A 26,695-nucleotide genomic window follows, 5' to 3' on the forward strand; every position below is an offset into this window, starting at 1 on the left:
ATGGAACCGGGAACGCCCCCTCAGCCGTTCCCGGTTCACCCGATCAGGATGATCGAGCTGTCAGCCCCGCCGCGTCGCAGTTCATGCACCTCTTGCAGGGCCGGATCCCCGATCCACGCCAGTGCAGCGTCGCGGTCGGGAAAGGAAAGAATGCCGGCGATGTCGGGGGCGGCCCGGCCGCCTTCCAGTACCGTCGGTCCGGGGCTCGCGGCCTCGAGCTTGCCGCCGTGGCGGGCAAGCGCGGCACCGGCCTTTTCCCGGTAGGCCGCGAGCTTGTCTGTATCCACGACCTTCATCTGGACGAGTGCGTAGATCATCGAGTGGGGTCCGTGAGTGGTGGGCTTCAAAAGGTTAATGCGCTGAAGATAATCGAAAAACGACATGCAGAAACCGGGTGAAACTGCATGAGTCATGTGCGAAACTGCATGGTATGAGGGAAGACTGGGACAATCTGCGCTCGGTGCTGCACCTGGTGCGCGAAGGATCGCTGGCCGGCGCGGCGCGGGTGCTGGGCGTAAGCTACACGACGGTGGCCCGCCGGGTGGAGGCCGCCGAGGTCAGCCTCGGCACGCGGCTTTTCAACCGGCTGCCGGGCGGCTATGCGCCGACCGCGGCGGGGCGTGAGGCCGCGCGTCACGCCGAGACCATGGAAGCCGCGCAATTCGCGTTGCGCCGCAACCTCGGCGGGCGCGAGCGCGAACTCGTCGGCCCCTTTACCGTGACCGCGCCCGAGCTTCTGATAGCCACGCATCTTTGCCATGTCATCGAGGCTTTCATCGCCGAGCACCCGCAGATCGAGCTGACGGTGCGTGCGGCGGGCGAAGTGCTCGACCTCAACCGCCGTGAGGCCGACCTGGCGATTCGGGTCAGCAACGATCCGGGCGACGCGCTGGTGGGCCAGCGGCTGACGCGCCAGCAGACGGCATCCTTCGCGGCGCCGGGGATTGCCGCGCGCATCCGCGACGATCCCGAAGCGATGATAGACTGGATCGGGCTGCCGGATTGGCGCGAACCGCCGCGCGCCTCGCTCGACGCCTATCCGCATGCGCGCATCCGCCTGCGCTTCGACGACATGCCCGGCATTATTGCCGCCGCGCAGGCGGGGCTCGGCGTGGCGCGGATGCCGGTTTTCATCGGCCGTAGCATGGCGGGCCTCGTGCCGGTGCCGATCCTGCCGCCGCAGCCCTATGCCGATATCTGGCTGCTCTCGCATCGCGACATGAAGGCCTCGGCCAAGGTGCGCGCCTTCAAGGAAGTGTTGCTGCCCTTCTTCCGCTCGCACGCGGCCGATTTCGTGGCCTGACCCTCAGCCCCAGGTCACGTCGCCCAGGAAGATGTAGCCCGCGCCATAGATCGTCTTGATCAGCCGCGGGTTCCTCGGGTCCTCGCGCAGTTTGGTGCGCAACCGCGAGACGCGCACATCCATCGCCCGGTCGAAGCTCTCGCCCGCCGCGCCGCCCAGCGTCTCCTGCATCTGGTTGCGGGTGATGAGCCGCTTGGGGCTGTCGAGAAAGAGCCGAAGCACCTCGCCCTCGGCATGGCTGAGCGGCACTTCCTCGCCATCCTCGGCTTGCAGGATGTAGCGGTCGAAATGCGCGGTCCATCCATTGAACCGGGCGGCGTTGCGGCGGCTGTCAGGCGCGGTCCGACCACGCCGCAGCAGCGCGCGCACCCGTGCCACGACCTCGGCCGGATCGAAGGGTTTGATGATGTAGTCGTCGGCGCCCAGTTCCAGCCCCGTCACCTTGTCCTGCACCTGCGCGCGGCCCGACACGATGATGACCGCGGCACCCGATTCCAGCGCCAGCCGGTGCACCAGCGCCAGCCCGTCCCGGTCCGGCAGGCCGAGATCGACCAGGCAGATCGCGGGCGACATGTGCGACAGCGCCGCCTCGAATTCCGTGGCGCGCCCGAAGCTTTCGGTCCGGAACCCGGCCTCGGTCAGCGCGTCGGCCAGCATCCGCCGGATCTGCGGCTCGTCGTCGAGTATGGTGACAAGCGGTGCGGGTCCGGTCATTCGGCGGCCTTCCGCCCGAGGGCTGCGGCCAATTCGGCCTCGGTGAAAGGCTTGGCGAGCAGCGGGAAGCGGCGGGCGGCGGCCTGCCGCTTGGCGTCCCGCGCCGGCAGCGAGGTCATCAGGTGGACCGCCGCCGTGCCGCGGGCGGCCAGGGCTTCGGCCAGATCGAGCCCGCTGCGGGTACCGGCGAGGGTGATGTCGGTCAGCACCAGATCGATATCGGGGATCTCGGCCAGCGCCTCGGCCTCCTCGGCACTTTCGGCCTCCAGCACCGTATGGCCCAGCCGGCGCAGCATCTCGCGCACGGTGACGCGGATATCCGGGCTGTCCTCGACCAGCAGCACGAGCTTGGGCGTGCCATGCGCGGCGACGGGCCGGAGCGGCAGCCGCAGGACGACGCGCGCGCCGCCGCCGGGCCGGTTGGTCAGCATGACCCGCCCGCCCGCCAGTTTCGTACTGTCATAGACCATCGCCAGCCCCAGCCCCGAGCCCTCGCCGCCCTTGGTCGTGTAGAACGGGTTGAGCGCCTGCTCCAGCGCCTCCTCGGAAAAGCCCGGGCCGGTATCCTCCACCGCGATCTCCACCCAGGTGTCGCGCATCGGATTCGCGGTCAGCCGGATCGTACCGGGGGCCGCGCCGATCGCGTCGCGGGCGTTCAGCACCAGGTTGAGGAGCGAATCCTGAAGGCTGCTCGCATCGAGCAAGAGCGGCGTCTCCAGCCCCCCGGTTTCGACCTCCAGCGTCACGTCGGCGGGCAGGGACGGGCTGGCCAGCGCCCCGATATCGCGCAGCAGCGCGGGCAGGTCGACCGGGCCGGGCCGCAGATCCCGGCGGCCGGAGATGTCCGCCAGCCGATCGAGCAGCCGCCCGCCGCGCAGCGCCGCGGCGCGGGTGGCCGTGGCAATCTCGCGGGCCGGTTCCGGAAGGCCCTCCAGCTTCCCAAGCCGTCCCTGCATGCCCAGGATGATCGTCAGCAGGTTGGAGAAGTCATGCGCCAGCCCCGAGGTGAGCTGCGCCGCCAACTCGCGCTTGCGCACCTGGCTGAGCGCGGCACGGGCCTGGCTTTCCTCGGTCACGTCCATTGACAGGATGTAGACGCCGCAGACCCGGCCTTCGGCATCGAGGTCGGGCGTGAAGGCGCCGCGGATGCGCCGCCCGCTGTCCTCATGGGTGAACTCGAAGACGCTGGACGTGCCGGCATAGGCCCGGTCGATATAGGGTTTCACCTGGGCATAGGCGTGGCGGCCCAGCGCCTCGCGCGCGGTGAGCCCCAGAATGTCCTGCGGCCGGTTGGGGATCACGAAAGTCAGGCGCCGGTTGGAATAGGTATAGCGTTCCGACAGGTCGAGATGGGCGATATGAGCCGGCATCATCTCGGTCGTCATCCGGGTGCGGGCTTCCATCTCGGTCAGTTCGCGCTTGGCTTCCTCCAGCGCGCTGATCGTGGCGGCGAGTTGGCGGTTGGTCTGGGCCAGTTCCTCGGAGTAACTGACCAGTTTTTCCGACAACTCGGCGGAGTGACTGTAAAGCAGTGCCTCCTGCCGCTTGATCGCGGTGATGTCGGTATAGACTGTGACCCATCCGCCCTGTGGCAGCGGGCTGCCCTCGACGCTGATCGTGCGACCGTTGGACCGGGTGCGCTCCATGTAATGGGGCTCGAAGGCGCGGGCGATCTCGACGCGGGAGGCGAGAAACTCCTCCAGGTCGGGCACCTCGCCGTAATCGCCGCGCTCGGCCAGATAGCGGATCGTGTCCTCGAAGCGCGCGCCGGGCGTCGCCAGCCATTCTGGCAGGTCGAACATTTCCTGAAACCGTGCATTGCAGACTGCCAGCCGCAGATCGGCGTCATAGATGGTCAACGCCTGCTGGATCAGGTTCAGACCGGCGCGGGTCAGCCGGGCGGTGCGCGCGCGATCGTCCTGCATATCTCCTCCTCCACCGGGTCTATCGCTAGCATCATGTCGCGCGAAATGGGAGCGAAAGTAGCCCGTTACAATTCGTTACATTCGGGCAAAACTCAGGAAAAATTTGACGGTCACTGAGAACGTGTCACGATACGTTCGGATTCGGCAGGAAGACCGGATCGGGACCACCGGCGAACCGGTGCAGGGAGGATAACACTTGGCGAAACGAGCTGAGGCTTTGGGCGATCTGGTATCGATTCCCAGGTTGCTGGCCCGGAATGCTAGGCAGTTCGGCAAACGGCCGGCCTGCCGCGAAAAGGAATTCGGCATCTGGCAAAGCTGGACCTGGGCGGAGGCCGAGGACGAGATCACTGCGCTCGCGATGGGGCTGATGGCGCTGGGCATCGACCGCGGCGATTATGTCGCGATCATCGGGCGCAACCGTCCGGCGCTTTACTGGTCCATGGTCGCCGCGCAGATGTGCGGCGCGATCCCGGTGCCGCTCTATCAGGACGCGGCCGCCGACGAGATGGCCTATGTCCTCGATCATTGCGGCGCGCGCTTCGTCGTCTGCGGCGACCAGGAGCAGGTGGACAAGGTTCTTTCGGTGCAGGACGGGCTGCCCGCGATCACGCATATCCTCTATCAGGACAAGCGCGGGTTGCGGAAGTACGACCATTCGCACCTGCATTGGCTGCATGACGTCGCCGAGGAAGGCCGCGCCGCGCATAGCCGCTTCGAGGCGGAGTTGCAGCAGCGCAGCGACGCGCTGGGTCTCGATGACACCTGCGTGATGCTCTACACCTCGGGCACGACCGGCCGGCCGAAAGGCGTGATCCTGTCGAATCTCAACATCATCGAGACCTCCCGCGTGACCTCGGAATTCGACCATCTGTCGGAAAAGGACTCGGTTCTGGCCTACCTGCCGATGGCCTGGGTGGGCGACTTCATCTTCTCCATCGGTCAGGCCTACTGGACGGGGTTCTGCGTCAACTGCCCGGAAAGCCCCGACACGATGATGACCGACCTGCGCGAGATCGGGCCGACCTACTATTTCGCGCCGCCACGGATTTTCGAGACCATGCTGACCAACGTGATGATCCGCATGGAGGATGCCGGGCGGATCAAGAAATGGCTGTTCGACCACTTCATGGCGGTGGCGCGCCGGGTGGGGCCGCAGATCCTCGACGGCAAGGAAGTCTCTTTCGGCGACCGGCTCCGCTACTGGCTGGGCGACAAGTTGGTCTACGCGCCGCTCAAGAACACGCTGGGGCTCACCAATATCCGCGTGGGTTATACCGCGGGCGAGGCGATCGGGCCGGAGATTTTCGATTTCTACCGCTCGCTGGGTATCAACCTCAAGCAGCTCTACGGCCAGACCGAGGCCAGCGTCTTCATCGCGCAGCAGCCCGATGGCGAGGTGCGCGCCGACACGGTGGGCGTGCCGAGCCCCGGCGTGGAGGTCAGGATCGAGCCCAGTGGCGAGATCTACTACCGCTCGCCGGGCGTCTTTGTGGAGTATTACAAGAACCCCGAAAGCACCGAAAAGACCAAGGACGCGGAAGGCTGGGTGGCCACCGGCGATGCCGGCTTCTTCGAGGAGGAAACCGGGCATTTGCGCATCATCGACCGCGCCAAGGATGTCGGGCAGATGGCCGATGGCAGCCTGTTCGCGCCCAAGTATGTCGAGAACAAGCTGAAATTTTATCCCAACATCCTGGAGGCGGTGGTCTTCGGCGCGGGCCGCGACCGCTGCACGGCCTTCATCAATATCGACCTGACGGCGGTGGGCAACTGGGCGGAGCGCAACAACATCGCTTATGCCTCCTACCAGGAACTCGCGGGCCATCCGCGGGTGCTGGAGATGATCCAGGAGCATGTCGAGGAGACCAACAAGAGCGTGGCCGAGGATCCGATGCTGTCGGGCTGCCAGGTGCATCGCTTCCTGGTGCTTCACAAGGAGCTGGACGCGGATGACGGCGAGCTGACGCGCACCCGCAAGGTGCGCCGCGCCATCATCGCCGAGAAGTTCGCCGACCTGATCGAGGCGCTCTATGACGGCTCCAAGAGCATCTATACCGAGACCGAAGTGACTTATGAGGACGGGCGCAAGGGCAAGATCAAGGCGACGCTGGAGCTGCGCGACGCGGCCACTGTGCCGGTGACGCCGCAGAAGGTGGCGGCGGAATAAGGGCATGAAAGACATGAAAGACAACGCCGAGGGCTACACCACCCCGGACGGCCGCCAGATCGGCGGCGTGCTGATGGAGATGAAGAACATCACCCTGCGCTTCGGCGGGGTCATGGCGATCCAGGATATCTCCTTCGACATCCGCGAGGGCGAGATCCGCGCGATCATCGGGCCCAACGGCGCGGGCAAGTCCTCGATGCTCAACGTGATCTCCGGCTTCTACCACCCGCAGGAGGGCGAGGTCTGGTTCCGCGGCGCGCGGCGCCCGACAATGCGCCCCTACGAGGTGGCGCGGCAGGGCGTGGCGCGGACCTTCCAGAACATCGCGCTCTTCAAGGGCATGACGACGCTCGACAATATGATGACCGGGCGGCTGACCCACATGAAGAGCGGCATGTTCAGCCAGGCGCTGTGGTGGGGCCGTGCCGAGCGCGAGGAATCCGAGCACCGCGAGCAGGTCGAGAAGATCATCGACTTCCTGGAAATCCAGCATATCCGCAAGACGCCCGTCGGCCGGCTGCCCTACGGGCTCCAGAAACGGGTGGAACTGGGCCGGGCGCTTGCGGCCGAGCCGGAATTGCTGCTGCTGGATGAGCCGATGGCCGGCATGAACGTCGAGGAGAAGGAGGACATGAGCCGCTTCATCCTCGACGTGAACGACGAGTTCGGCACCACGATCGCGCTGATCGAGCACGACATGGGCGTGGTCATGGATCTGAGCGACCGTGTGGTGGTGATGGATTACGGCAAGAAGATCGGCGACGGTACGCCTGACGAGGTGCGCGCGAACCCCGAAGTGATCGACGCCTATCTGGGGGTCGCCCATGACTGAGGCTCTGCGCCTGTGCCTAGCCGCGGCGGCGCTGGCCGTCGGCGCCGGTCCGGCGGCGGCCGGCGGGGACGGGCTCTGGGCGGCATTCGAGCGGCATTGCCTGACCCCGGTGGAAAACGTGCACATGGCCGATCTGGCGGGGCTGAGGCGCCAGGACGGCCGTTGGGTCGACCCGGCGGGGGCGCTATGCCATTGAGGATGAAACCGCGCTTGACGGGCCCTCGCGCTGCGGCCTGCACGCCGAAGGCGCACCGGGGCCGCAGGCGCGCGACTGGGTTGACCGCGCCACCGCCGGCGGGCGCTACAAGCGGTTGGAGGACGCGGGTGCGGGGACCTCCTGCGCTCCACGATCTGGCGCGAGCCGCGCATCGACGTGACGATCCGGGACGCCGGCGCCGCCGGCGAAGGCCCGCTCTATCAGGTGGAGGAGACCGACCTTGAAGCGTGATCTGAAAGCGGGAGGCCGCGATGCCTGAGCAACTGATATTCGCCACGGAGGTGGCGCTCAACGGCCTGATGACCGGGGTGCTCTACTCTCTGGTGGCGCTGGGCTTCGTCCTGATCTTCAAGGCGTCGGGCATCTTCAACTACAGCCAGGGGGTGCTGGCGCTCTTCGCGGCGCTGACGCTCGTGGGCTTCCAGGATGGACAGGTGCCATTCTCGCATCTCATCAACGCGACCTTCGGGACCGAGATCCACGGCTTCGGCTTCGAGTTGCCGGCAATCATCGCCATCGTGCTGACGCTCGGCGTGATGGTGCTGCTGGCGATCCTGATCGAGAAGCTGGTACTCAAGCACCTCGTCAACCAGGAACCGATCATCCTCTTCATGGCGACGATTGGCCTGGCCTATTTCCTCGAGGGCCTGGGCGACATCATGTGGGGCTCGGATATCAAGAATCTGGATGTGGGGCTGCCGCAAGGTATCTCGCCCGTCATCGACACCGTCACCTATGAATGGTTCGGCTACGGATTCTTCATCGACAAGCTCGATATCGTGGCGACCGTGATCGCCGCGATCCTGGTGATCTCGCTCACGCTTTTCTCGCAGTATTCCAAGCAGGGCCGGGCGCTGCGCGCGGTGGCCGACGACCATCAGGCGGCGCTGTCGGTAGGTGTGTCGCTGCGCTTCATCTGGGTTCTGGTCTGGTCGATCGCGGGGCTGGTGGCGCTGGTTGCCGGCATCATGTGGGGCACCAAGTCGGGGGTGCAGTTCTCGCTGTCGCTGATCGCGCTCAAGGCGCTGCCGGTGCTGATGCTGGGCGGCTTCACGTCGATCCCCGGCGCCATCGTGGGCGGGCTGATCATCGGGGTGGGCGAGAAGCTCTTCGAGTTCACCGTGGGTCCGATGGTGGGTGGCGCCACGGAAAACTGGTTCGCCTATGTGCTGGCGCTGGTCTTCCTGGTGTTCCGGCCGCAGGGGCTCTTCGGCGAAAAAATCATCGAGAGGGTTTAGGCGATGTTCTACCGCGAGGCAGGCGATTTCAAGACGTCCTATGCGGAGGACGCGCAGACCTTCCCGATCAAGTTCGACCGCTACCGCTACTATTTCGTCATGGCGGTCGGGCTGGCGATCCTGCCCTTCGCGGTCAACGACTACTGGGCGAACGCGGTCTTCGTGCCGTTCCTGATCTGGTCGATCGCGGCCATCGGGCTGAACATCCTGGTGGGCTATTGCGGGCAGGTGAGCCTGGGCACCGGCGGGTTCATGGCGGTGGGCGCCTATGCCGCCTACAAGCTGATGACGTCCTTTCCCGACCTCAACATCGTTTTCGTGGTGATCCTGGCGGGCTTCGTGACCGCCGCAGTGGGTGTGCTTTTCGGGCTGCCGTCGCTCAGGATCAAGGGCTTCTACCTGGCAGTCGCCACGCTGGCCGCGCAATTCTTCCTGGTCTGGCTCTTCAACCGGGTGCCGTGGTTCTACAACTACTCGGCCTCCGGCCAGATCAGCGCGCCGGAACGCACGGTATTCGGGTTTCCCGTCACCGGTGCCGCGACCGCGCCCTGGGCGCAATACGCGATCTGCCTGGGCTTCGTCGTGGTGTTGGCCTGGGTGGCGCGCAACCTGACGCGGGGCACGCTCGGGCGGACCTGGATGGCAATCCGCGACATGGATATCGCGGCCGAGATCATCGGGGTGAACCCGCTCAAGGCCAAGCTCAGCGCCTTTGCGGTGTCGTCCTTCTTCATCGGCGTGGCCGGGGCGCTCTTCTTCGCGGTCTATCTTGGCGCGGTCGAGGTGGGCGAGGCGTTCGGGATTCAGAAATCCTTCCTCGCGCTCTTCATGATCATCATCGGCGGGCTGGGCTCGATATTCGGCGCCTTCGCGGGCGCGGCTTTCATGGTGCTCTTCCCGGTCCTGCTGAAGAACGTGCTCGTGGGCGGGCTGGGTTGGCCCACCGACCTGGCGGCGCATCTGGAACTGATGATCGTCGGCGGGCTCATCATCTTCGTGCTGATCGCCGAGCCGCACGGCATCGCGGCGCTGTGGCGCACGATCAAGGAGAAACTCAGACTCTGGCCCTTCCCGCACTAGGCGGGGACGGCGCACTCAAGAGAACCGGGCAACCGGAAATCCAACGGTCATAATCCAAGGGAGGAAGAGACCATGAAACTGACAAGACTGGCAGCAGCAGCTGTCGCGGCGAGCCTCGCCGCAGGCCCGGCGCTGGCGGACCTCGTGTTCCCATCGCTGAGTTACCGCACCGGTGCCTACGCGGCGGGCGGGATTCCGTTCGCGGACGGCTATGCCGACTATTTCACGCTCCTGAACGAGCGCGACGGGGGCATCGGCGGCGTCAAGGCCAAGGTCATCGAATGCGAGACCGCCTATAACACCGAAAAGGGCGTGGAGTGCTACGAGGCCACCAAGGGCGAAGGCGCGCTGGTCTATCAGCCGCTCTCGACCGGGATCACCTATCAGCTCATCCCGAAAGTGACCGAAGACGACATCCCGATGCACACGATGGGCTACGGACGGACCTCGGCGGCGAACGGCAAGGTCTTCAGCCACGTGTTCAACTATCCCGGCACCTATTGGGACGGTGCGTCGATCATCGTCAAGCACCTGCTGGAGATCAATGGCGGCGACCTGTCGGGCAAGAAGCTTGCGCTGGTCTACCACAACTCGGCCTACGGCAAGGAGCCGATCCGCACGCTGGAAGAGCTGTCCAAGAAGCACGGCTATGAACTGACCCTGCTGGCCGTGGACCATCCGGGCCAGGAGCAGAAGTCGCAATGGCTGCAAATCCGCCGCGAGCGGCCGGACTACGTGCTGATGTGGGGCTGGGGTGTGATGAACCAGGTTGCGGTTCAGGAAGCCGCGAATATCCGCTTCCCGATGGAGAACTTCATCGGCGTCTGGTGGTCGGGCTCGGAAAACGACGTGCTGCCCGCAGGCGACGCGGCCAACGGCTACAAGGCGCTGGCGATGCACGGCACCGGCATGGACTACCCGATCTATGAAGACCTGAAGGCCCATGTCTACGACAAGGGTCGGGCGGCCGGCGCGGGCGACCAGATCGGTACGGTGCTCTACTCGCGCGGCATGTACGCCGCGATGCTGGCGGCCGAAGCGGCCCGCACGGCGCAGGATCTCCACGGCACCGCCGACATCACGGCGGCGATGATGCGCGATGGGATGGAAGCGCTGGAGATCACCGAAGAGCGCATGACTGAACTGGGCCTGCCCGGATTCGGACCGAGCTTCAAGGTTACCTGCGAGAACCACGGCGGACCGGGCGTGGGCATGATCCAGCAGTGGGACGCCAGCGCCAAGGAGTGGAACCTGATCACCGGTTTCATCGAGTCCGACGATTCGGTGATCGAGCCGCTGGTCCAGGAAGACTCCATGGCCTACGCCAAGGAGAACAACATCGAACTGCGCTGCGAGTAAGCGCGACCCGCGCCTCGGCCTTCGGGCCGGGGCGCATATTGGTTTGGCCATTTACTCTGAACGGGACGGACAGATGCTCGACGCCGGACACACGCAAGAGACCCTGCTGGAAGTCAACAATATCGAGGTAATCTACAACCATGTGATCCTCGTTCTCAAAGGGGTCAGCCTGTCGGTTCCGAAGGGCGGGATTACCGCGCTGCTCGGCGGCAATGGCGCGGGCAAGACGACCACGCTCAAGGCGATCTCGAACCTGCTGCATTCCGAGCGGGGCGAGGTCACGAAGGGCTCCATCCGTTATCGCGGCGAGCGGGTGCAGGATCTCAGCCCTTCCGATCTGGTGAAGAAGGGGGTCATCCAGGTGATGGAGGGCCGGCACTGTTTCGAGCACCTGACAGTCGATGAGAACCTGCTGACAGGCGCCTATACGCGCAAGGACGGCAACGCGGAGATCCAGAAGGATCTGGAAATGGTCTATGACTATTTTCCGCGCCTCAAGGAACGCCGCAAGAGCCAGGCCGGCTATACGTCGGGCGGTGAACAGCAGATGTGCGCCATCGGGCGGGCGCTGATGAGCAGGCCGGAGACGATCCTGCTGGACGAACCGTCGATGGGACTCGCGCCGCAACTGGTGGAGCAGATTTTCGGCATCGTGAAGAAGATCAACGAGGAGGAGGGGGTGTCTTTCCTGCTTGCCGAGCAGAACACCAACGTGGCGCTGCGCTATGCGCATTACGGCTATATCCTCGAATCGGGCCGCGTGGTGATGGACGGCCCGGCCAAGGAGCTGCGCGAAAACCCGGATGTGAAGGAATTCTACCTCGGTATGGCCGAGGAGGGCCGCAAGAGCTTCCGCGACGTGCGCAGCTACCGGCGGCGCAAGCGCTGGCTGAGCTGATGCGGCCGGGCGTCACGCATGGGTGCCGGTAGATCCGATGTCAGACCATTTCGCGCTTCAGTTCCTCGATCCGCGCCAGCGCCTCTTCGCGGGTGTTGCGGATATTGGGGCGGAAATCCTGGCTTTCCGCGCGCATGCGGATCGTCTGTTCGGTTTCCGAGCCCGGCGCGTAGCGGACCGAGCCGAGCGACCAGCCGAGATTGAGCCGCTTGCCGCGGCTGGCGTAGGACACCCAGGCTTCGGGGAAGATCCGGCAGTTCTCGTAATTGACCAGGAAATACCATTTCCGCCCGGTCTTGCCGGCTTCGGCTTCCAGAAAGTCGTAGACCGCATGAACGTCGCCGGAATGCTCGAAGGTCATGTCCTTGAAATCTATGTCCATGATTTCTGTATCCGGGAGAAAGCGCAGTCGGCGGCGCAGGTCCTCGGGGCCGTAGTTGGGCACATGCACGGTCTGGCTGCGGCGCTGGGTCGGAAACTCGTCGATACGCTTGAGCGCAGCCTCGCGGTCGGCAAAGAGATTTGGGTCGAAGGCTTCCGTCTCCGCCGCGCGCTCGATCTCGCGCCGGGTTTCCTCGCCGACGTCGAAGCGCACCGAGCCCTGCGAATGCGCCTTGTTGAGTTCCTTGCCGCGCCGCGCGAAGGCGCCCCAGGCGTCGGGCTCGATCCACAGCCCGGAATAGTTGACGAGGAAGAACCACTGTTCTTCGCCGGTCTCCGCGATCCGCTCCTCGATCCGGTCGTAGAAGCGGTTGACCGAGGCGGAGTTCGGGAAGGCATAACCGGAGAAATCGACCTCCATCGTTTCGATGTCGTCATGAAACAGGATGCGGTCGTCAATCGAGCGGGGCATGGCGTGTTCCGGAATCGTTCAGAAGAAAATGCGGGCAGCCGCAAGCAGTCTACCGCCGATACAGCGAATCACAGAAGGTATACAACGGTATACTTGCGAGATGCGAGTTTATGCCGCATCTGCATTGTCACAAGGAAGGGGGCGCGCGCATGAGCAGCCATTTCGACGCATTGGAGACCCGCAGCGCCGATGAGCGACAGCAAGCGCTCGCCGTGGCGCTGCCCGCGCAGATCGCGCGCGCCAAGGCGACTGCGGGGATGGCGTCGCTTCTGGCTGGCGTGGAGCCCGACGCAGTGACCGGCATCGCCGATCTTGCCGCGCTTCCGGTGCTGCGGAAATCCGAAATCGGTCGCGCGCAGGCGGCGCATCCGCCCTTCGGCGGTCTTACCCAGGATCCTGCCGCCGCTCAGGAGCATGTTTTTCAGTCGCCCGGTCCGATCTACGAGCCCGGCCGCACCAGCCACGACTGGTGGCGCATGGGGCGTTTCCTGCATGCCTGCGGTATTGGCAACGGCGATATCGTGCAGAACTGCTTTTCCTATCACCTCGTCCCGGCGGGGATGATCTTCGAGAGCGGCGCGCGCGCCGTGGGTGCCACCGTCCTGCCAGCGGGTACCGGGCAGACCGAATTGCAGGCCCGCGCCATGTCCGATATCGGCGTCACTGCCTATGCCGGCACGCCGGACTATTTGAAGGTGATCCTCGACAAGGCCGACGCGATGGGCCTCGATGTCGGCGGGCTGACGCGGGCGGCGGTCGGGGGCGGCGCGCTCTTCCCGTCGCTGCGCCGCGAATATGCCGATCGCGGCATCGCCTGCCTGCAATGTTACGCCACCGCCGATCTGGGCAACATCGCCTACGAGAGCGCGGCGCAGGAAGGGCTGATCGTGGACGAGGGTGTGATAGTGGAGATCGTGACGCCCGGAACCGGTACGCCCATTGCCGAGGGCGAGGTCGGCGAGGTCGTGGTGACGACGCTCAATCCCGACTATCCGCTGATCCGTTTCGCCACCGGCGATCTTTCGGCGGTGATGCCGGGGGAAAGCCCCTGCGGGCGCACCAATACCAGAATCAAGGGCTGGATGGGGCGCGCCGATCAGACCACCAAGATCAAGGGCATGTTCGTGCGTCCGGAGCAGGTCGCCGATTTTGTCTCCCGCCATGCCGAGGTCGCACGGGCGCGCGTGATCGCCACCCGGCAGGGGGAGATGGATATCTTGACGGTGCAAGTGGAAACCGACGCCACGGATCCGCAACGCTACGAGCAGAGCGTCATGGAGGCGTTGAAACTGCGCGGCACCATCGAGATCTGCCCGCCGGGCGCGTTGCCCAACGACGGCAAGGTGATCGAAGATCGGCGCAGTTACGACTGATCCGCGGGTACGGTTGCGAAACCTTCAGGCCGTCTCTCGCGTTGTGTCTTTCGGACAGGGGTTCGCCGGCGATGCGGCCGGAGGCCCGATTGCAATGTTCGGGAGGATGACATGCGTCTTGAATTCACCACTGCCGCCGCCGCACTTCTTGTTGCCCTGGCGCCGGGGATTGCCCTGGCGAACAGCGCGCTTGTTGTCGGTAACGACGCTTATGCCGAGGCCCCGCGCATGCCGGATGCGGCCGACGCCCTCGACGCCGTACCGGCGCTGGAAGACGCGGAGTTCACCGTGATCTCGGGGGCCAATCTCGACGCGGACACGTTGCGCGCCCGTCTGAACCGCTTGCTGGAACGCGAAGACGGATCCGGTCCTGCCGTTGTCCTGCTTTCGGGCCGCTTCGCGCGGGCCGCGCATGACAGCTGGTTCCTGGGTACGGGGGCGGATGCACCGGGTCTGGCGCGGGTCGGTGCCGAGGGCCTGTCGCTTGAAACGGTGATGGAGATCGCCGCGCGAACACCCGGACGCGCCGTGATCCTGCTTGGCCATGACGATACGGAATTCGAACCCGGCGAGGGTCTGGAGCCGGGGATTGGCAGGCTGGATATCCCGCAGGGGGTGACGGTGATACGGGGCCCAGCGGACCGCATCGCGCGTTTCGCCGCGGAAGAACTGACGGTGCGGGGGCGCAGCCTCGCCGTGGCGCTGGAAAGTCAGGACCGGTTGACGGCCGAAGGATTTCTTGCCGCAGAAACGGATTTCTTGCCGGAACCCGATGGGGACCGCACCGGGGATGCCGAGCTTGAGCGGAACGCGACGCAGGCCGGCTTCTGGTCCGCCGCGCAAGCCGTCGATACCGAAGACGCCTACAATGCCTATCTCGACCGCTATCCAGACGGCCGTTTCGCCGCCGATGCCCGCAATCGTATCCAGGAAATGCGCGACGCCCCGCGCCGCGAGGCGCAGCAGGCGGAACGCGGGTTGCAGCTCTCGCGCGCGACCCGGCACGCGATCCAGGAGAACCTGGTCGAGTTGGGCTATGACACCCGCGGCACCGAAGGTGTCTTCGGGGCCGGAACACGCGGTGCGATTCAGGCATGGCAGAGCGCGAATGGCGAGGAGCCTACCTCGTATTTGACAGCCGATCAGATCGCACGGATCGAGGCGCAAGCCGACCGCAGGCGTGCCGAGGCCGAGGACGAGCAACGCGCCAGGCGCGAACGCGAGGAGCAGCAGGAGCGCGCCTATTGGGAAGAAACCGGCAAGAAGGGCGATGCTGCCGGGTTGCGAGCCTATCTCGAACGTTATCCCGACGGTCTGTTTTCCGGCGTGGCTGAGGGCAGACTCGACGAAATCGAGGCCCGCGAGGGCACGGGGTTCGATCGCGAGGAGCGTGGGCTTTGGCGGGAGGTGCGGCGCGAGAACACCGCCGAGGCCTATCGCCGGTACCTGGACCGCTACCCCGACGGCGCTTTTGCATTGCAGGCCGAGACGCGGCTTGCGGAACTCGATCCGGACGGCAGCGACGGGACTGCGGCCCGAAGCCCCGAGGAAGTGGAACGTGCGATGGGGCTCTCAAAAACGTCGCGCACGCTTATCGAGCGGCGCCTCGCGGCGCTGGGCTACCAGCCGGGCCAGGTCGACGGCGAGTTTACCGGGCGCACACGCGATGCGATCCGCCGATATCAGGAAAGGAACGGGCTTGAGATCACCGGCTATGTCAGCGCCGCGTTGACCTCTCGCATGCTGGCCGGTGCGGCTGCCGGCATATTCAACGAGTGATGCAGGCGCTGTACGCGCCAAGAAAGAGGCCGCCGGAGCGATGCCCCGGCGGCCTCTTTCGCAACGGGTCGGGCCCGTTCAGCCCTGACGGGCCTTGAAACGTCGCTGAGTCTTGTTGACCACATAGACGCGGCCTTTGCGGCGCACGACACGGCAGTCACGGTGCCGTTTCTTCAGCGAGCGAAGCGAGTTCCTGACCTTCATGGGTCGTCCTCCGGTTTCGCGGCGCGCGTGCGCCTGGGTTGCATTCGGGTCGCGTGGTCTCTGCCGATGGTGGGCGCGACTGGGATCGAACCAGTGACCCCTACGATGTCAACGTAGTGCTCTACCGCTGAGCTACGCGCCCATCAACGTAAGAAAAGAGCCGTTCCGATACGGGGATCGCACCGGCGCGGCTCCACGCTGGTCTGGCGGTCTATAATTGGAGTCGCTGGGCGGTTCAAGGGGTTTTGGCAATCACCGAAATGCGGCTATATGGACGGTGAAAGGAAGCCCCTGGATGCCACAGCAGCCCTATCGCCTGATCCTGCCCGAAAACCGCACCACCAGCGTGGTTTTCTCCTCACCCCATAGCGGGCGGGACTATCCGCTGGCCTTCCTGCGGAAGAGTTGCCTGGACGAACGGTCGATCCGGTCGTCGGAGGACGCCTTCGTGGATGTGCTTTTCGGCCGGGCCCCGGAAATGGGCGCGCCGCTTCTGGCTGCGACGGCGCCGCGTGCCTATCTGGACCTCAATCGTGGCGTCGACGAGCTTGACCCGGCGGTGATCGAGGATGTGCGCCCCGCCGCGCACAACCCGCGCGTCGCGTCGGGCCTGGGCGTGATCCCGCGGGTCGTCTCCAACGGCCGCCAGATCTATCGCGGCAAGATCAGCCGGGCCGAGGCCGAACGGCGCATCGACCTCTATCACCGGCCCTACCACGCCTGTCTCCGCGCCCTGATGGACGAGAGCCTGGCGCTGCATGGCGAGGCAATCCTGATCGACTGCCATTCGATGCCGCGCGAGGCGTTGGACGGGGTCACGGCGCGCGGGGCGCAGCGCCCGGATGTCGTGCTGGGCGACCGGTTCGGGGCCTCCTGCGCAAGCTACCTGATCGAGCAGGTCGAAGCTTTCTTCCGCGAGGCGGGGCTGAATGTCAGCCGCAACGCACCCTTCGCCGGGGCCTATGTGGCGCAGAGCTATGGCCGACCCGCGCGGCGCCAGCATGTCATCCAGATCGAGATCGACCGTGCGCTCTACATGGACGAGCGCCAGGTGCGTCAAAACGCGAACTTCGAACCGTTCCGCGCGCTGATCTCCAATGTCGTGGCGCAGATCGCGGCGATGGGCCGGCAGCGCCAGGCGCCGCTGGCGGCGGAATAGGGGCTATGTCCTTGCGTGGTGGGCGGGAACACATCCATGCATTGATGTTCCCGCCCAACAGGCGCCCCCTTCCGGATCGGTTGCGATCCGGTTCGTCCGGCGGGGCAAGCAATCTCGCAATATCAATTCAGGCGGCGACCGGCGTTCTCAGCGCAGCGCGCGCCCCTTGACGATTGCATCGGAGCCGAACCGCGCGCGGATCGCGTCGGTGGCGCGTTCGGCCCCGGCGCGGCGCGCGGCGCCGGGGTCGAGCAGGTCGCCCGACACGTCCGCGCGGGTCTCGGGGACCAGATCGCTGATCCCCACGCCGATCAGCCGCCACGGCCCCGGATCGTGCAGCGCATCGTAGAGATCGCGCGCCGTGCGGTAGATGCGGTCGGCCATCTGGCTGGGCTCGCGCAGGCTCAGCCGCCGGGTCAGCAGCTTGTGATTGGCGCGCTTGAGCTTCAGCACCACGACGCGGCCCGCCAGCCGCCGCGCCTTGGCGCGGTCCGACACGTTTTCGGCCAGCCGCCAGAGATGGCCGTCGAGCAGATCCGCGTCTCCGGTATCCTCGGCGAAGGTGGTCTCGTTGGAGATGCTCTTGACCGGCGCGTTGGGCGACACCCGGCGTGCGTCCTGACCGCGCGCCAGGTGCCAGAGCCGCTCGCCCATCGAGCCGAAGGCGGCGTGCAGATCCTTGCGCTTCCAGCGCAGCAGGTCGGCGAAGCTGCGGATGCCGTGGCGGTCCAGCGCGGCCTGCCCCGCCGCGCCGACGCCCCAGATCATCCGCACCGGCTTGTCGCGCAGGAAGTCGGCCGTCTCGGCCCGCCCGATGACCGAGAAGCCGCGCGGCTTGTCGAGATCGGAGGCGATCTTGGCCAGGAACTTGTTGTGGCTGAGGCCGACCGAGCCCGACAGGCCCAGCTCCGCCTCCATCCGGCGCACCAGCCCGGCAAGCAGGACCGCGGGCGGCGCGCCGTGCAGCCGCTCGGTGCCGCCCAGATCCAGAAACGCCTCGTCCAGCGACAGCGGCTCGATGGCCGGCGTCAGATCCTCCATCATCGCACGGATGGCGCGGCTGACCTCGGCATAGACGGACATGCGCGGGCGGATCACCTCGGCTTCAGGGCAGAGCTGGAGCGCCTTGAACATCGGCATGGCCGACCGCACGCCCCTGATGCGGGCGATGTAGCAGGCGGTGGACACCACGCCGCGCCGGCCGCCGCCGATGATCACCGGGCGGTCGGCGAGGTCGGGATTGTCGCGCTTCTCGACCGAGGCATAGAAAGCGTCGCAATCCATATGGGCGATGGAGAGGCTGAAAAGTTCTGGATGCGAAAGCACCCGCGGGCTGCGGCAGGCGGGGCAGCGCGGTCCGGTCTCGAAACGGGTCAGGCAGTCGCGGCAGAGGGTGGGCATGGCGCGACTATAGCAGAGCGCCCCGGCCCGCGGCAGGCCCCGCGCGGCGCCCGCGCGCGAAAATACCGCCGGACCGGGTGGCCGTCTGGCCAAGGCTGCCTTCGCAGGCCATAGTGTGCGCGGATTTCAATCACCGGAGTATGTCATGGACCCTCTCGATCTGATCGCCGACTTCATCGGCGGCAATGCGGTGGCGCTGTTCCTCGCGGCCTTCATCCTGATCGGTATCCTGTTGGGCGTGCGCATCGTGCCGCAGTCGCAGAAACACGTGGTCGAGCGGTTCGGGCGGCTGCGGTCGGTGCTGGGGCCGGGGATCAACTTCATCGTGCCCTATCTCGACCGGGTGGCGCACCGCATCTCGATCCTGGAGCGGCAATTGCCCAATGCCGAACAGGACGCGATCACCACCGACAACGTGCTGGTGAAGGTGGAGACGAGCGTCTTCTACCGCATCATCGAGCCGGAAAAGACGGTTTACCGCATCCGGGATGTGGACGGGGCCATCGCGACTACCGTGGCGGGGATCGTGCGATCGGAGATCGGCAAGCTGGAACTGGACGAGGTGCAATCGAATCGCACCCAGCTTATCGGGCTGATCCGCGAGAATGTCCGCGCCATGGTCGAGGATTGGGGAATAGAAGTAACGCGGGCCGAGATTCTTGATGTGAATCTCGACGAGGCGACGCGGGCCGCCATGCTTCAGCAGCTCAACGCCGAACGTGCGCGCCGCGCACAGGTGACCGAGGCCGAGGGCCGCAAGCGCGCGGTGGAACTCGCGGCCGATGCCGATCTCTATGCCGCTGAACAGACCGCCAAGGCGCGGCGGATATCGGCGGATGCGGAAGCCTATGCGACGCACGTCGTGGCGCAGGCGATCAACGAGAACGGGCTGGAGGCCGCGCAATACCAGATCGCGCTCAAGCAGGTTGAGGCGCTGATCAAGGTTGGCGACGGGGACGGGAGGCAGACGATTCTGCTGCCGGCCCATGCGCTCGACGCCTTCGCCGACGCGTTCGGCATGCTGAAGGGACGGGGCGCATGATCTGGCAGGAATGGTGGGTGTGGATCGTCGCGGGCCTGGGGCTTGCGATGCTGGAACTGGCGGTGCCGGGCTACGTGTTCCTGGGCACGGCGGCGGGTTCGGTGGTTCTGGGGCTCGTGCTCTGGGGCGAGGTGCCGCCGGCGGAATGGCTGGGCGCGTCGCTGACCAATCACCTGCTCTTCCTGGCGGTCGTCTCGGTTGTCGTCTGGGTCGTGCTGCGCCGGGTCGTGGGTGTGCGCAAGGGTCAGGTGAAGATCTGGGACCGTGACATCAACGAGGATTGAGACGCGCCAAAAACCGAACCCGTCAGGGCAGTTCCGCCAGCACGGCGCGGGCGGCGGCGCGGGGATCGGCGGCCTGCCAGACCGGACGGCCCACGACGATGTGATCCGCCCCCGCCGCAATGGCCGCGGCCGGGGTCGCGACCCGCTTCTGGTCGCCGCTCGCGGCACCCGCGGGGCGCACGCCCGGCGTGACGATCAGGCGGCCCGCGGCCTGCGGCAGTGCGCGGATCAGCGCGGCCTCCTGCGGCGAGGCGATAACCCCGTCGGCGCCGGCCTCGAAGGCGCGCGCGGCGCGCTCGGCCACCAGATCGGGAATGTCGCCCGCACGGATCAGCGCCGCATCCAGATCGGCCCGGTCCAGCGAGGTCAGCACGGTGACCGCGAGGATCTTCGTTTCGGCGCCCCCGCGCCCCTCAACCGCGGCACGCACCACATGCGGATCGCCATGCACCGTCAGGAAGTCGAGCCCGTAGCCCGCGAGCCCGCGCACCGCGGCCTCGATTGTGGCGGAGATGTCGAAGAGCTTGAGATCGAGGAAGATGCGCTTGCCCATCTCCTGTTTCAGCTCGTTGGCCAGCGCCAGTCCGCCGCCAGTCAGCATGCCCAAGCCGATCTTGTAGAAACCGACAGCGTCGCCCAGCTTTCCGGCGAGCTCCAGCCCTTCGAGCGCGTTGGGCACGTCGAGGGCGACGATCAGGCGGTCATCAGGGCTGGGCATCGGGCAGGCTCCGCTCTCCGCAAGGCTCTGCCGTCTCTAAACGCGGGGGATGGATTGGGCAAGCCGCCCGTCTGTCAGGCGGCCAGCGATTCGGCGTCTTCCGCGAAGACCAGGTCCTCGGCGCCGGTCATGATCTCCGGCATCCAGCGCATCTGCCGGCGGGCATGGGCGATCAGCGCCTCCCGCAGGACGCCCTGCGCGGTGCCCGGATCGAGTTCCGCCCTGCAGTGGAAATGCGCGGTCCCGGACTCGCGCGCGTCGCCGGTCTCGTAGCGGAACATCACACGCGCATTGAAGCAGGTCGCTTCCGGCTCGTAGGTGATATCCGCAACCTCGATACTTCTGACCAGCATTGTCCACCTCTGTTCATGGTCCTTGTCCCATCCCTGCCTGCCAAGTTGGGCGGGATTAAGGAGCGGTTGGGGAATTTCCGGCACTCACGGGGACTTGAACGGCGCGCGGGCCGCGACCATCTAGGTCCGGAGGCCCGATACAGCCTGTGCCGCGTAGCGGGCAGACTGGCCAGGGGCGCTTAACAGAGGAGATACAAGCCCATGAACTTCGAGAAGTTCACGGAGCGGTCGCGTGGGTTCCTTCAGGCCGCACAAACCATCGCAATGCGGGAAAACCATCAGCGGGTCATGCCGGAGCATCTGCTCAAGGCCCTGATGGACGATGATCAGGGGCTCGCCAGTAACCTGATCGGCCGCGCGGGCGGCGACGCCAAGCTCGTCGCGGCGGCGGTCGAGGCCGCGATCGGCAAGCTGCCGAAAGTGACCGGCGGCGGCGATCAGCTTTACATCGACACCCAGACGGCGCGCGTGCTCGATGAGGCCGAAAAGGTCGCCACCAAGGCCGGCGACAGTTTCGTGCCGGTCGAACGCATCCTGACCGCGCTGGCGATGGTGCGCTCGGAGGCGAAGAAGGCCCTGGAGGCGGGCAATGTCAGTGCGCAGGGCCTGAACGAAGCGATCAACGATCTGCGCAAGGGGCGCACCGCCGATACAGCCTCGGCCGAGGAAGGCTATGAGGCGCTGAAGAAATACGCGCGCGACCTGACCGAGGCCGCGGCGGAGGGCAAGATCGACCCGATCATCGGCCGCGATGAGGAGATTCGCCGCACCATGCAGGTGCTGAGCCGCCGGACCAAGAACAACCCGGTGCTGATCGGCGATCCCGGCGTCGGCAAGACCGCCATTGCCGAGGGGCTGGCTCTGCGCATCGTCAATGGCGACGTGCCCGAGAGCATCCGCAACAAGAAGCTCATGGCGCTCGATATGGGGGCTCTGATTGCCGGTGCGAAATACCGCGGCGAGTTTGAGGAACGCCTCAAGGCGGTGCTGAGCGAAGTCACCGCCGCGGCAGGCGAGATCATCCTTTTCATCGACGAGATGCACACGCTGGTCGGCGCCGGCAAGACGGACGGCGCGATGGACGCCTCCAACCTGCTCAAGCCCGCCCTGGCGCGCGGCGAGTTGCACTGCGTTGGCGCCACGACGCTCGACGAATACCGCAAGCATGTGGAAAAGGATGCCGCGCTGGCGCGGCGGTTCCAGCCGGTCTTCATCGACGAACCGACGGTGGAGGACACGATTTCGATCCTGCGCGGAATCAAGGAGAAATACGAACTGCACCACGGCGTGCGCATCGGCGACGCGGCGCTGGTGGCGGCGGCGCAATTGTCGAACCGCTACATCACCGACCGGTTCCTGCCCGACAAGGCCATCGACCTGGTTGACGAGGCAGCGAGCCGGCTTCGGATGGAAGTGGACAGCAAGCCCGAGGAGCTCGACACGCTGGACCGCGACATCCTGCAAAAGCAGATCGAGGCCGAGGCGCTGAAGAAGGAGAAGGACGACGCTTCCGCCGCGCGGCTGACCAAGCTGGAGGCCGAACTGGCCGAGTTGCAGGAGAGATCCGCCGAGATGACGGCGCAATGGCAGGCCGAACGCGACAAGCTCGCTTCGGCGCGCGATCTCAAGGAGCAACTCGACCGCGCCCGCGCCGAGCTCGACCAGGTAAAGCGCGAAGGCAACCTCGCCCGCGCGGGGGAGTTGAGCTACGGCATCATTCCGGGGCTGGAAAAGCAGCTCTCCGAGGCCGAGACCCAGGAGGAGGAGGGCGTCATGGTCGAGGAGGCCGTGGGCCCCGAGCAGATCGCCCATGTGGTCGAACGCTGGACCGGCGTGCCGACTTCCAAGATGCTCGAGGGCGAGCGCGACAAACTCCTGCGCATGGAGGACGAGCTGCGCCGCCGCGTGGTGGGGCAGGGCGCCGCGGTCAAGGCAGTGTCGAATGCCGTGCGCCGTGCCCGTGCGGGGCTTCAGGATCCGAACCGTCCGCTGGGCAGCTTCCTCTTCCTCGGCCCCACCGGCGTCGGCAAGACGGAACTGACCAAGACGCTGGCGGAGTTCCTCTTCGACGACGAGCATGCGATGGTCCGCATCGACATGAGCGAGTTCATGGAGAAGCATTCGGTAGCCCGTCTCATTGGCGCGCCGCCGGGCTATGTCGGCTATGACGAGGGTGGCGTGCTGACCGAGGCCGTGCGCCGGCGTCCCTATCAGGTCGTGCTCTTCGACGAGGTGGAGAAGGCCCATCCGGATGTCTTCAACGTGCTCTTGCAGGTGCTCGACGACGGGGTGCTGACCGACGGGCAGGGCCATAAGGTCGATTTCAAGCAAACCCTGATCGTGCTGACATCGAACCTCGGCTCTCAGGCGCTCAGCCAGATGCCCGAAGGCGCCGACACGGCGGACGCCCGGCGCGACGTGATGGATGCGGTCCGGGCGCATTTCCGGCCGGAGTTCCTGAACCGGCTGGACGAGATGGTGATCTTCGACCGTCTGAGCCGTGAGGACATGGATGCCATCGTCACGATCCAGCTCGGCCAGCTCGAGAAGCGGCTGGTGAGCCGCGACATCCGGCTGGAGGTGGACGACGCGGCGCTGAAATGGCTGGCCGACGAAGGGTACGACCCGGTCTTCGGGGCGCGCCCGCTCAAGCGGGTGATCCAGAACGCGCTCCAGAATGCGCTGGCCGAGATGATCCTGGCGGGCGAGGTGATGGACGGCCAGACCGTTCCTGTCAGTGCGGGCGCCGACGGGCTGATCGTGGGCGACCGGGTCGGCAGTTCTGACCGCCGCCCGCCGCAGGACGCCGTGGTTCACTAAGCCCGGCCTGAAACGGACGGAATGGACCCGCCCCCGGCGCATCGGGGGCGGGTCTTTTCATGACCGCAGGGCAGGCAGGCCGATGCCCGTTGCCTCGAACCCGCCATCGGCGGCGATGATCTGGCCGGTCACGTAGCTGGCGCGCTCCGAGCAGAGGAAGACGATAACCTCGGCCAGCTCGCGTTCGGAGCCGTAGCGGTTCAGCGGGATGGCGTCGTGATAGGCGTCGATGATCGCCTGGCTGTGCACCGCCATCGCCAGCTTGGTGCGCACCGGGCCGGGGCAGACGCAATTGGCGCGGATGCCTATCTCCCCCAGTTCGGCGGCCTGCTGGCGCGTCAGGTGCATCACCGCCGCCTTGGAGGTGCCATAGGCCACCCGCAGTGTGCTGGCGCGCAGGCCGCTGATCGAGGCGATGTTGACGATCGCGCCATGCGCGGCCTCCAGCAGGGGCGTGACCGCCTGGCTGACCAGAAACACGCCATCGAGATTGGTTTCCATCACCCGCCGCCAGGTCGCGAAATCGGTCTCCCGCAGGGGTCCGAACTCGGCCACGCCGGCATTGTTGACCAGCGCCGAAAGCCCGCCGAAACGCGCAGCGATGCCGGTGGCCATCCTGTCCACCTGGTCGGGTTGCGAGACATCACAGAGGATCGGATGGGCGTTCTCCAACCCCTCCGCGGCCGCCGCGAGCGCCGGCGCGTCGCGGTCGATCATGGCGACCTGCCAGCCCTCCTCGAGGAAGAGCTGTGCGGTCGCCAGGCCGATACCGCGGGCGGCGCCCGTCACCAATGCACTTTTCATGGACTTCTCCCTTCAGACATCCGCCCGAAGGGTCGCAGGCCGAACCCGGCTGTCAAGGGCGCTGCATCGTGCCGCCCTTGGTCATGCAGGTGACTTCGCCGCCTGGGATAGGCTTGGCGTGAGTGCCGGTGCTCACGCAGGGTTCATCGGAACGGCGCGCACCAAGGGCCTTGCGCGGTTGCCCCGTGTCGCGTGAGGCCGCATTCTGTCCGCGCGGGTCCGCGTTTCCGGCCCGACGCGTCAGGAAAGGACCGGCATGGGCAGCGCGACACGGGTTCTGGAAATTCTGGCCATGGGGTTCATCGGCGTGATCGGGGTGGCGGCGCTGGCGCTTGCCGTGCTCTTCGTCTTCGACCGCTGCCAGACGGCGGACGCGATCCGGCGCAACTATCCGGTGATCGGCCGGTTCCGGGGCGTGTTCACCACGCTGGGGGAGTTCTTCCGGCAGTATTTCTTCGCCATGGACCGCGAGGAACTGCCATTCAACCGCGCGCAGCGCGACTGGGTGGCGCGCGCCGCGGCGGATCGCGGCAACACCATCGCCTTCGGCTCGACCCGCAACCTGTCGGTGCCGGGCACGGCGATCTTCGTGAACGCGGCCTTCCCGCCGCTGGAGGAACAGGCCGCCGTCACGCAGCCCATGCTGATCGGTCCATATGCCCGGCAGCCCTATGAGGCGAAGTCGATCTTCAACATCTCCGGCATGAGTTTCGGCGCGGTCTCCCGCCCGGCGGTGGAGGCGCTGTCGCGCGGCGCGGCGGAGGCGGGCATCTGGCTCAATTCCGGCGAGGGAGGGTTGTCGCCCTGGCACCTCTCCGGCGGCTGCGACATCGTCTTCCAGATCGGCACAGCCAAATACGGCGTGCGCGATGGCGACGGGCGGCTTTGTGACGACAGGCTGCGCGCCGTGGCGGCGCATCCGCAGGTCCGCATGTTTGAACTGAAGCTGGCGCAGGGTGCGAAACCGGGCAAGGGCGGCATCCTGCCCGGCGCGAAGGTCACGCCGGAGATCGCGGAGATCCGCGGCATTCCTGCCGGGCGCGACAGCATCTCGCCCAACCGCCATGTGGAGGTGGATGATTTCGGGGATCTTCTGGACCTTATCGGCCATGTGCGCGAGGTGACAGGCAAGCCGGTTGGCATGAAGACCGTGGTCGGCGCGCCGGATGCGCTGCGCGGCTTCTTCGCGATGATCCGCGAGCGCGGGGCGGAAAGCGCGCCCGATTTCATCACCATCGACGGGGGAGAGGGCGGGACCGGCGCCGCGCCCATGCCGCTGATGGACCTCGTCGGGATGCCGATCCGCGAGGCGCTGCCGCAGGTCGCCGATCTATTGCAGGAGTACGAACTGAAGGACCGTATCCGCCTGATCGCCAGCGCCAAGCTGGTCAATCCCGGCGATGTGGCCTGGGCGCTGGCCGCCGGCGCGGATTTCGTGACGTCGGCACGCGGCTTCATGTTCGCGCTGGGATGCATCCAGGCGCTCAAGTGCAACCGGAACACCTGCCCGACCGGGATCACCACCCACGATCCCAAGCTCCAGAAGGGGCTGGTTCCGGAGGTGAAATACCGCAAGGTCGCCGCCTATGCCCGCTGCATCTGCCACGAGGTGGAGACGATCGCTCATTCTGTTGGCGTGACCGAGCCCCGGCAGTTGCGCCGCGATCATGTGCGCATCGTTCAGGACAGCGGCCGGTCGCTGCCGATGCACGAGATTTTCCCGCCGCAGGGGGCGGGATCGCGCGGCGAAACGGATTTGACGATCGCGTGAGACGGCGTCGGGATGTTTTGCCCTGAGCGTATCCTGAACCATGTTACGGTCCCGAGAGGCCAAGGAAAGGAATGCGACGTGTTTCGATTCAAGACTAATCTGAAGCCGTCCGACGTGACCCCGAAGGCAGCCTGGCTGAATCGCAGGGCGCTGATGACGGGCGCGGGTGGTGCGGCGCTGGCCGGGATGCTGGGCGGGACGGCGCGCGCCGGGTTAGATGCCGTGCCGAGCCGCTATTCCACCGCCGCGGAACCCAACAGCCTGGACGACATTACGCAATACAATAATTTCTACGAATTCGGGACCCGCAAGACGGACCCCGCGCGCCACGCCCATGCGCTGACGACCGACCCCTGGCAGGTCACGATTGACGGGCTGGTGGACAAGCCCGGCGCCTA

Annotated in this window: 25 protein-coding genes and 1 tRNA gene (1 of these 26 only partly in view); 16 read left to right on the forward strand and 10 right to left on the reverse strand. The window is 66.2% G+C overall.

What is annotated here, in order from left to right:
* Positions 1–35 precede the first annotated feature (35 nt).
* Positions 36–317: a DUF1330 domain-containing protein gene (locus DDZ14_RS16395; RefSeq protein ID WP_109426063.1), complete on the reverse strand. Its 282-nt coding sequence runs from the start codon at positions 315–317 to the stop codon at positions 36–38.
* Between the two features lie 113 nt (positions 318–430).
* Between DDZ14_RS16395 and DDZ14_RS16400 the strand changes: the two genes are divergently transcribed.
* A complete protein-coding gene (locus DDZ14_RS16400; RefSeq protein ID WP_109426064.1) occupies positions 431–1,303 on the forward strand; it encodes a LysR family transcriptional regulator in 873 nt (290 codons plus the stop codon).
* A 3-nt stretch (positions 1,304–1,306) separates the two neighbouring features.
* Here DDZ14_RS16400 and DDZ14_RS16405 read toward each other — a convergent pair whose 3' ends face one another.
* Together DDZ14_RS16405 and DDZ14_RS16410 are read right to left on the reverse strand one after the other, a co-directional pair.
* Entirely contained in the window at positions 1,307–2,017 is a 711-nt protein-coding gene (locus DDZ14_RS16405; RefSeq protein WP_109426065.1) for a response regulator transcription factor, read from the reverse strand.
* Entirely contained in the window at positions 2,014–3,942 is a 1,929-nt protein-coding gene (locus DDZ14_RS16410; protein ID WP_109426066.1) for a PAS-domain containing protein, read from the reverse strand. Before DDZ14_RS16410 ends, DDZ14_RS16405 begins: the two co-directional genes overlap by 4 nt.
* Positions 3,943–4,138: 196 nt before the next feature.
* Here DDZ14_RS16410 and DDZ14_RS16415 point away from each other — a divergent pair, with 196 nt between their 5' ends.
* The 7 genes from DDZ14_RS16415 to DDZ14_RS16445 all read left to right on the forward strand — a co-directional run bounded on the left by DDZ14_RS16415 (position 4,139) and on the right by DDZ14_RS16445 (position 11,736).
* On the forward strand, positions 4,139–6,112 hold the full coding sequence (locus tag DDZ14_RS16415; RefSeq protein WP_109426067.1) for an AMP-binding protein: 1,974 nt from the start codon (positions 4,139–4,141) through the stop codon (positions 6,110–6,112).
* Between the two features lie 13 nt (positions 6,113–6,125).
* Positions 6,126–6,944 (forward strand): ABC transporter ATP-binding protein, encoded by an 819-nt coding sequence (locus tag DDZ14_RS16420; RefSeq protein WP_109426068.1) that lies wholly within the window; start codon positions 6,126–6,128, stop codon positions 6,942–6,944.
* Positions 6,937–7,140, forward strand: a complete 204-nt coding sequence (locus tag DDZ14_RS16425) for a hypothetical protein (protein ID WP_109426069.1) — start codon at positions 6,937–6,939, stop codon at positions 7,138–7,140. The genes DDZ14_RS16420 and DDZ14_RS16425 overlap by 8 nt, the downstream gene beginning before the upstream one ends.
* Before the next feature lie 272 nt (positions 7,141–7,412).
* Positions 7,413–8,399 carry a branched-chain amino acid ABC transporter permease gene (locus DDZ14_RS16430; RefSeq protein WP_109426070.1) on the forward strand — a complete coding sequence of 329 codons (987 nt, stop codon included), beginning with the start codon at positions 7,413–7,415 and terminating at the stop codon, positions 8,397–8,399.
* Between the two features lie 3 nt (positions 8,400–8,402).
* On the forward strand, positions 8,403–9,479 hold the full coding sequence (locus tag DDZ14_RS16435; protein ID WP_109426071.1) for a branched-chain amino acid ABC transporter permease: 1,077 nt from the start codon (positions 8,403–8,405) through the stop codon (positions 9,477–9,479).
* Positions 9,480–9,551: 72 nt separating this feature from the next.
* Positions 9,552–10,838, forward strand: coding sequence for an ABC transporter substrate-binding protein (locus DDZ14_RS16440; RefSeq protein WP_109426072.1), 1,287 nt, complete (start codon positions 9,552–9,554; stop codon positions 10,836–10,838).
* A 73-nt stretch (positions 10,839–10,911) separates the two neighbouring features.
* Positions 10,912–11,736 carry an ABC transporter ATP-binding protein gene (locus tag DDZ14_RS16445; protein WP_109426073.1) on the forward strand — a complete coding sequence of 275 codons (825 nt, stop codon included), beginning with the start codon at positions 10,912–10,914 and terminating at the stop codon, positions 11,734–11,736.
* Between the two features lie 40 nt (positions 11,737–11,776).
* On the opposite strand, the gene DDZ14_RS16450 is transcribed toward DDZ14_RS16445, so the two are convergent.
* Entirely contained in the window at positions 11,777–12,589 is an 813-nt protein-coding gene (locus DDZ14_RS16450; RefSeq protein WP_109426074.1) for a hypothetical protein, read from the reverse strand.
* 149 nt (positions 12,590–12,738) lie between these two features.
* Here DDZ14_RS16450 and DDZ14_RS16455 point away from each other — a divergent pair, with 149 nt between their 5' ends.
* Positions 12,739–13,962, forward strand: a complete 1,224-nt coding sequence (locus tag DDZ14_RS16455) for a phenylacetate--CoA ligase family protein (protein ID WP_109426091.1) — start codon at positions 12,739–12,741, stop codon at positions 13,960–13,962.
* 111 nt (positions 13,963–14,073) lie between these two features.
* Entirely contained in the window at positions 14,074–15,741 is a 1,668-nt protein-coding gene (locus DDZ14_RS16460; RefSeq protein WP_109426075.1) for a peptidoglycan-binding protein, read from the forward strand.
* 78 nt (positions 15,742–15,819) lie between these two features.
* On the opposite strand, the gene ykgO is transcribed toward DDZ14_RS16460, so the two are convergent.
* The gene (gene ykgO, locus DDZ14_RS16465) at positions 15,820–15,945 is read right to left on the reverse strand and encodes a type B 50S ribosomal protein L36 (protein WP_109426076.1); all 126 of its coding nucleotides are present in this window, start codon (positions 15,943–15,945) and stop codon (positions 15,820–15,822) included.
* 67 nt (positions 15,946–16,012) lie between these two features.
* Positions 16,013–16,087, reverse strand: a tRNA-Val gene (locus DDZ14_RS16470).
* A gap of 153 nt (positions 16,088–16,240) precedes the next feature.
* On the opposite strand from DDZ14_RS16470, the gene DDZ14_RS16475 reads away from it, so the two are divergent.
* Complete coding sequence (locus DDZ14_RS16475) at positions 16,241–17,104, forward strand: N-formylglutamate amidohydrolase (RefSeq protein ID WP_109426077.1); 864 nt, start codon at positions 16,241–16,243, stop codon at positions 17,102–17,104.
* 147 nt (positions 17,105–17,251) lie between these two features.
* Here the strand turns inward: DDZ14_RS16475 and DDZ14_RS16480 are convergent, their stop codons facing one another.
* Entirely contained in the window at positions 17,252–18,505 is a 1,254-nt protein-coding gene (locus DDZ14_RS16480; protein ID WP_109426078.1) for a DNA polymerase IV, read from the reverse strand.
* 145 nt (positions 18,506–18,650) lie between these two features.
* Here DDZ14_RS16480 and DDZ14_RS16485 point away from each other — a divergent pair, with 145 nt between their 5' ends.
* Together DDZ14_RS16485 and DDZ14_RS16490 are read left to right on the forward strand one after the other, a co-directional pair.
* Entirely contained in the window at positions 18,651–19,547 is an 897-nt protein-coding gene (locus tag DDZ14_RS16485) for an SPFH domain-containing protein (RefSeq protein WP_109426079.1), read from the forward strand.
* On the forward strand, positions 19,544–19,831 hold the full coding sequence (locus DDZ14_RS16490) for an NfeD family protein (protein WP_109426080.1): 288 nt from the start codon (positions 19,544–19,546) through the stop codon (positions 19,829–19,831). Before DDZ14_RS16485 ends, DDZ14_RS16490 begins: the two co-directional genes overlap by 4 nt.
* A gap of 22 nt (positions 19,832–19,853) precedes the next feature.
* Here the strand turns inward: DDZ14_RS16490 and pyrF are convergent, their stop codons facing one another.
* Positions 19,854–20,549, reverse strand: a complete 696-nt coding sequence (pyrF, locus tag DDZ14_RS16495) for an orotidine-5'-phosphate decarboxylase (RefSeq protein WP_109426081.1) — start codon at positions 20,547–20,549, stop codon at positions 19,854–19,856.
* 74 nt (positions 20,550–20,623) lie between these two features.
* Positions 20,624–20,902: a hypothetical protein gene (locus tag DDZ14_RS16500; RefSeq protein WP_109426082.1), complete on the reverse strand. Its 279-nt coding sequence runs from the start codon at positions 20,900–20,902 to the stop codon at positions 20,624–20,626.
* Positions 20,903–21,103: 201 nt separating this feature from the next.
* Between DDZ14_RS16500 and clpB the strand changes: the two genes are divergently transcribed.
* On the forward strand, positions 21,104–23,722 hold the full coding sequence (clpB, locus tag DDZ14_RS16505; protein WP_109426083.1) for an ATP-dependent chaperone ClpB: 2,619 nt from the start codon (positions 21,104–21,106) through the stop codon (positions 23,720–23,722).
* A gap of 57 nt (positions 23,723–23,779) precedes the next feature.
* Here clpB and DDZ14_RS16510 read toward each other — a convergent pair whose 3' ends face one another.
* Positions 23,780–24,526 (reverse strand): SDR family NAD(P)-dependent oxidoreductase, encoded by a 747-nt coding sequence (locus DDZ14_RS16510; RefSeq protein ID WP_109426084.1) that lies wholly within the window; start codon positions 24,524–24,526, stop codon positions 23,780–23,782.
* Positions 24,527–24,782: 256 nt separating this feature from the next.
* Here DDZ14_RS16510 and DDZ14_RS16515 point away from each other — a divergent pair, with 256 nt between their 5' ends.
* Positions 24,783–26,297, forward strand: coding sequence for an FMN-binding glutamate synthase family protein (locus tag DDZ14_RS16515; RefSeq protein ID WP_109426085.1), 1,515 nt, complete (start codon positions 24,783–24,785; stop codon positions 26,295–26,297).
* 78 nt (positions 26,298–26,375) lie between these two features.
* Positions 26,376–26,695, forward strand: the 5' end (the start) of a protein-coding gene (msrP, locus tag DDZ14_RS16520; protein WP_233252621.1) for a protein-methionine-sulfoxide reductase catalytic subunit MsrP. The gene runs 610 nt beyond the window's last position; the window shows 320 of its 930 coding nt (coding positions 1–320); the start codon lies at positions 26,376–26,378; the stop codon falls past the right edge of the window.

The organism is Maritimibacter sp. 55A14 (assembly GCF_003122205.1).
Taxonomy (GTDB): domain Bacteria; phylum Pseudomonadota; class Alphaproteobacteria; order Rhodobacterales; family Rhodobacteraceae; genus QEYE01.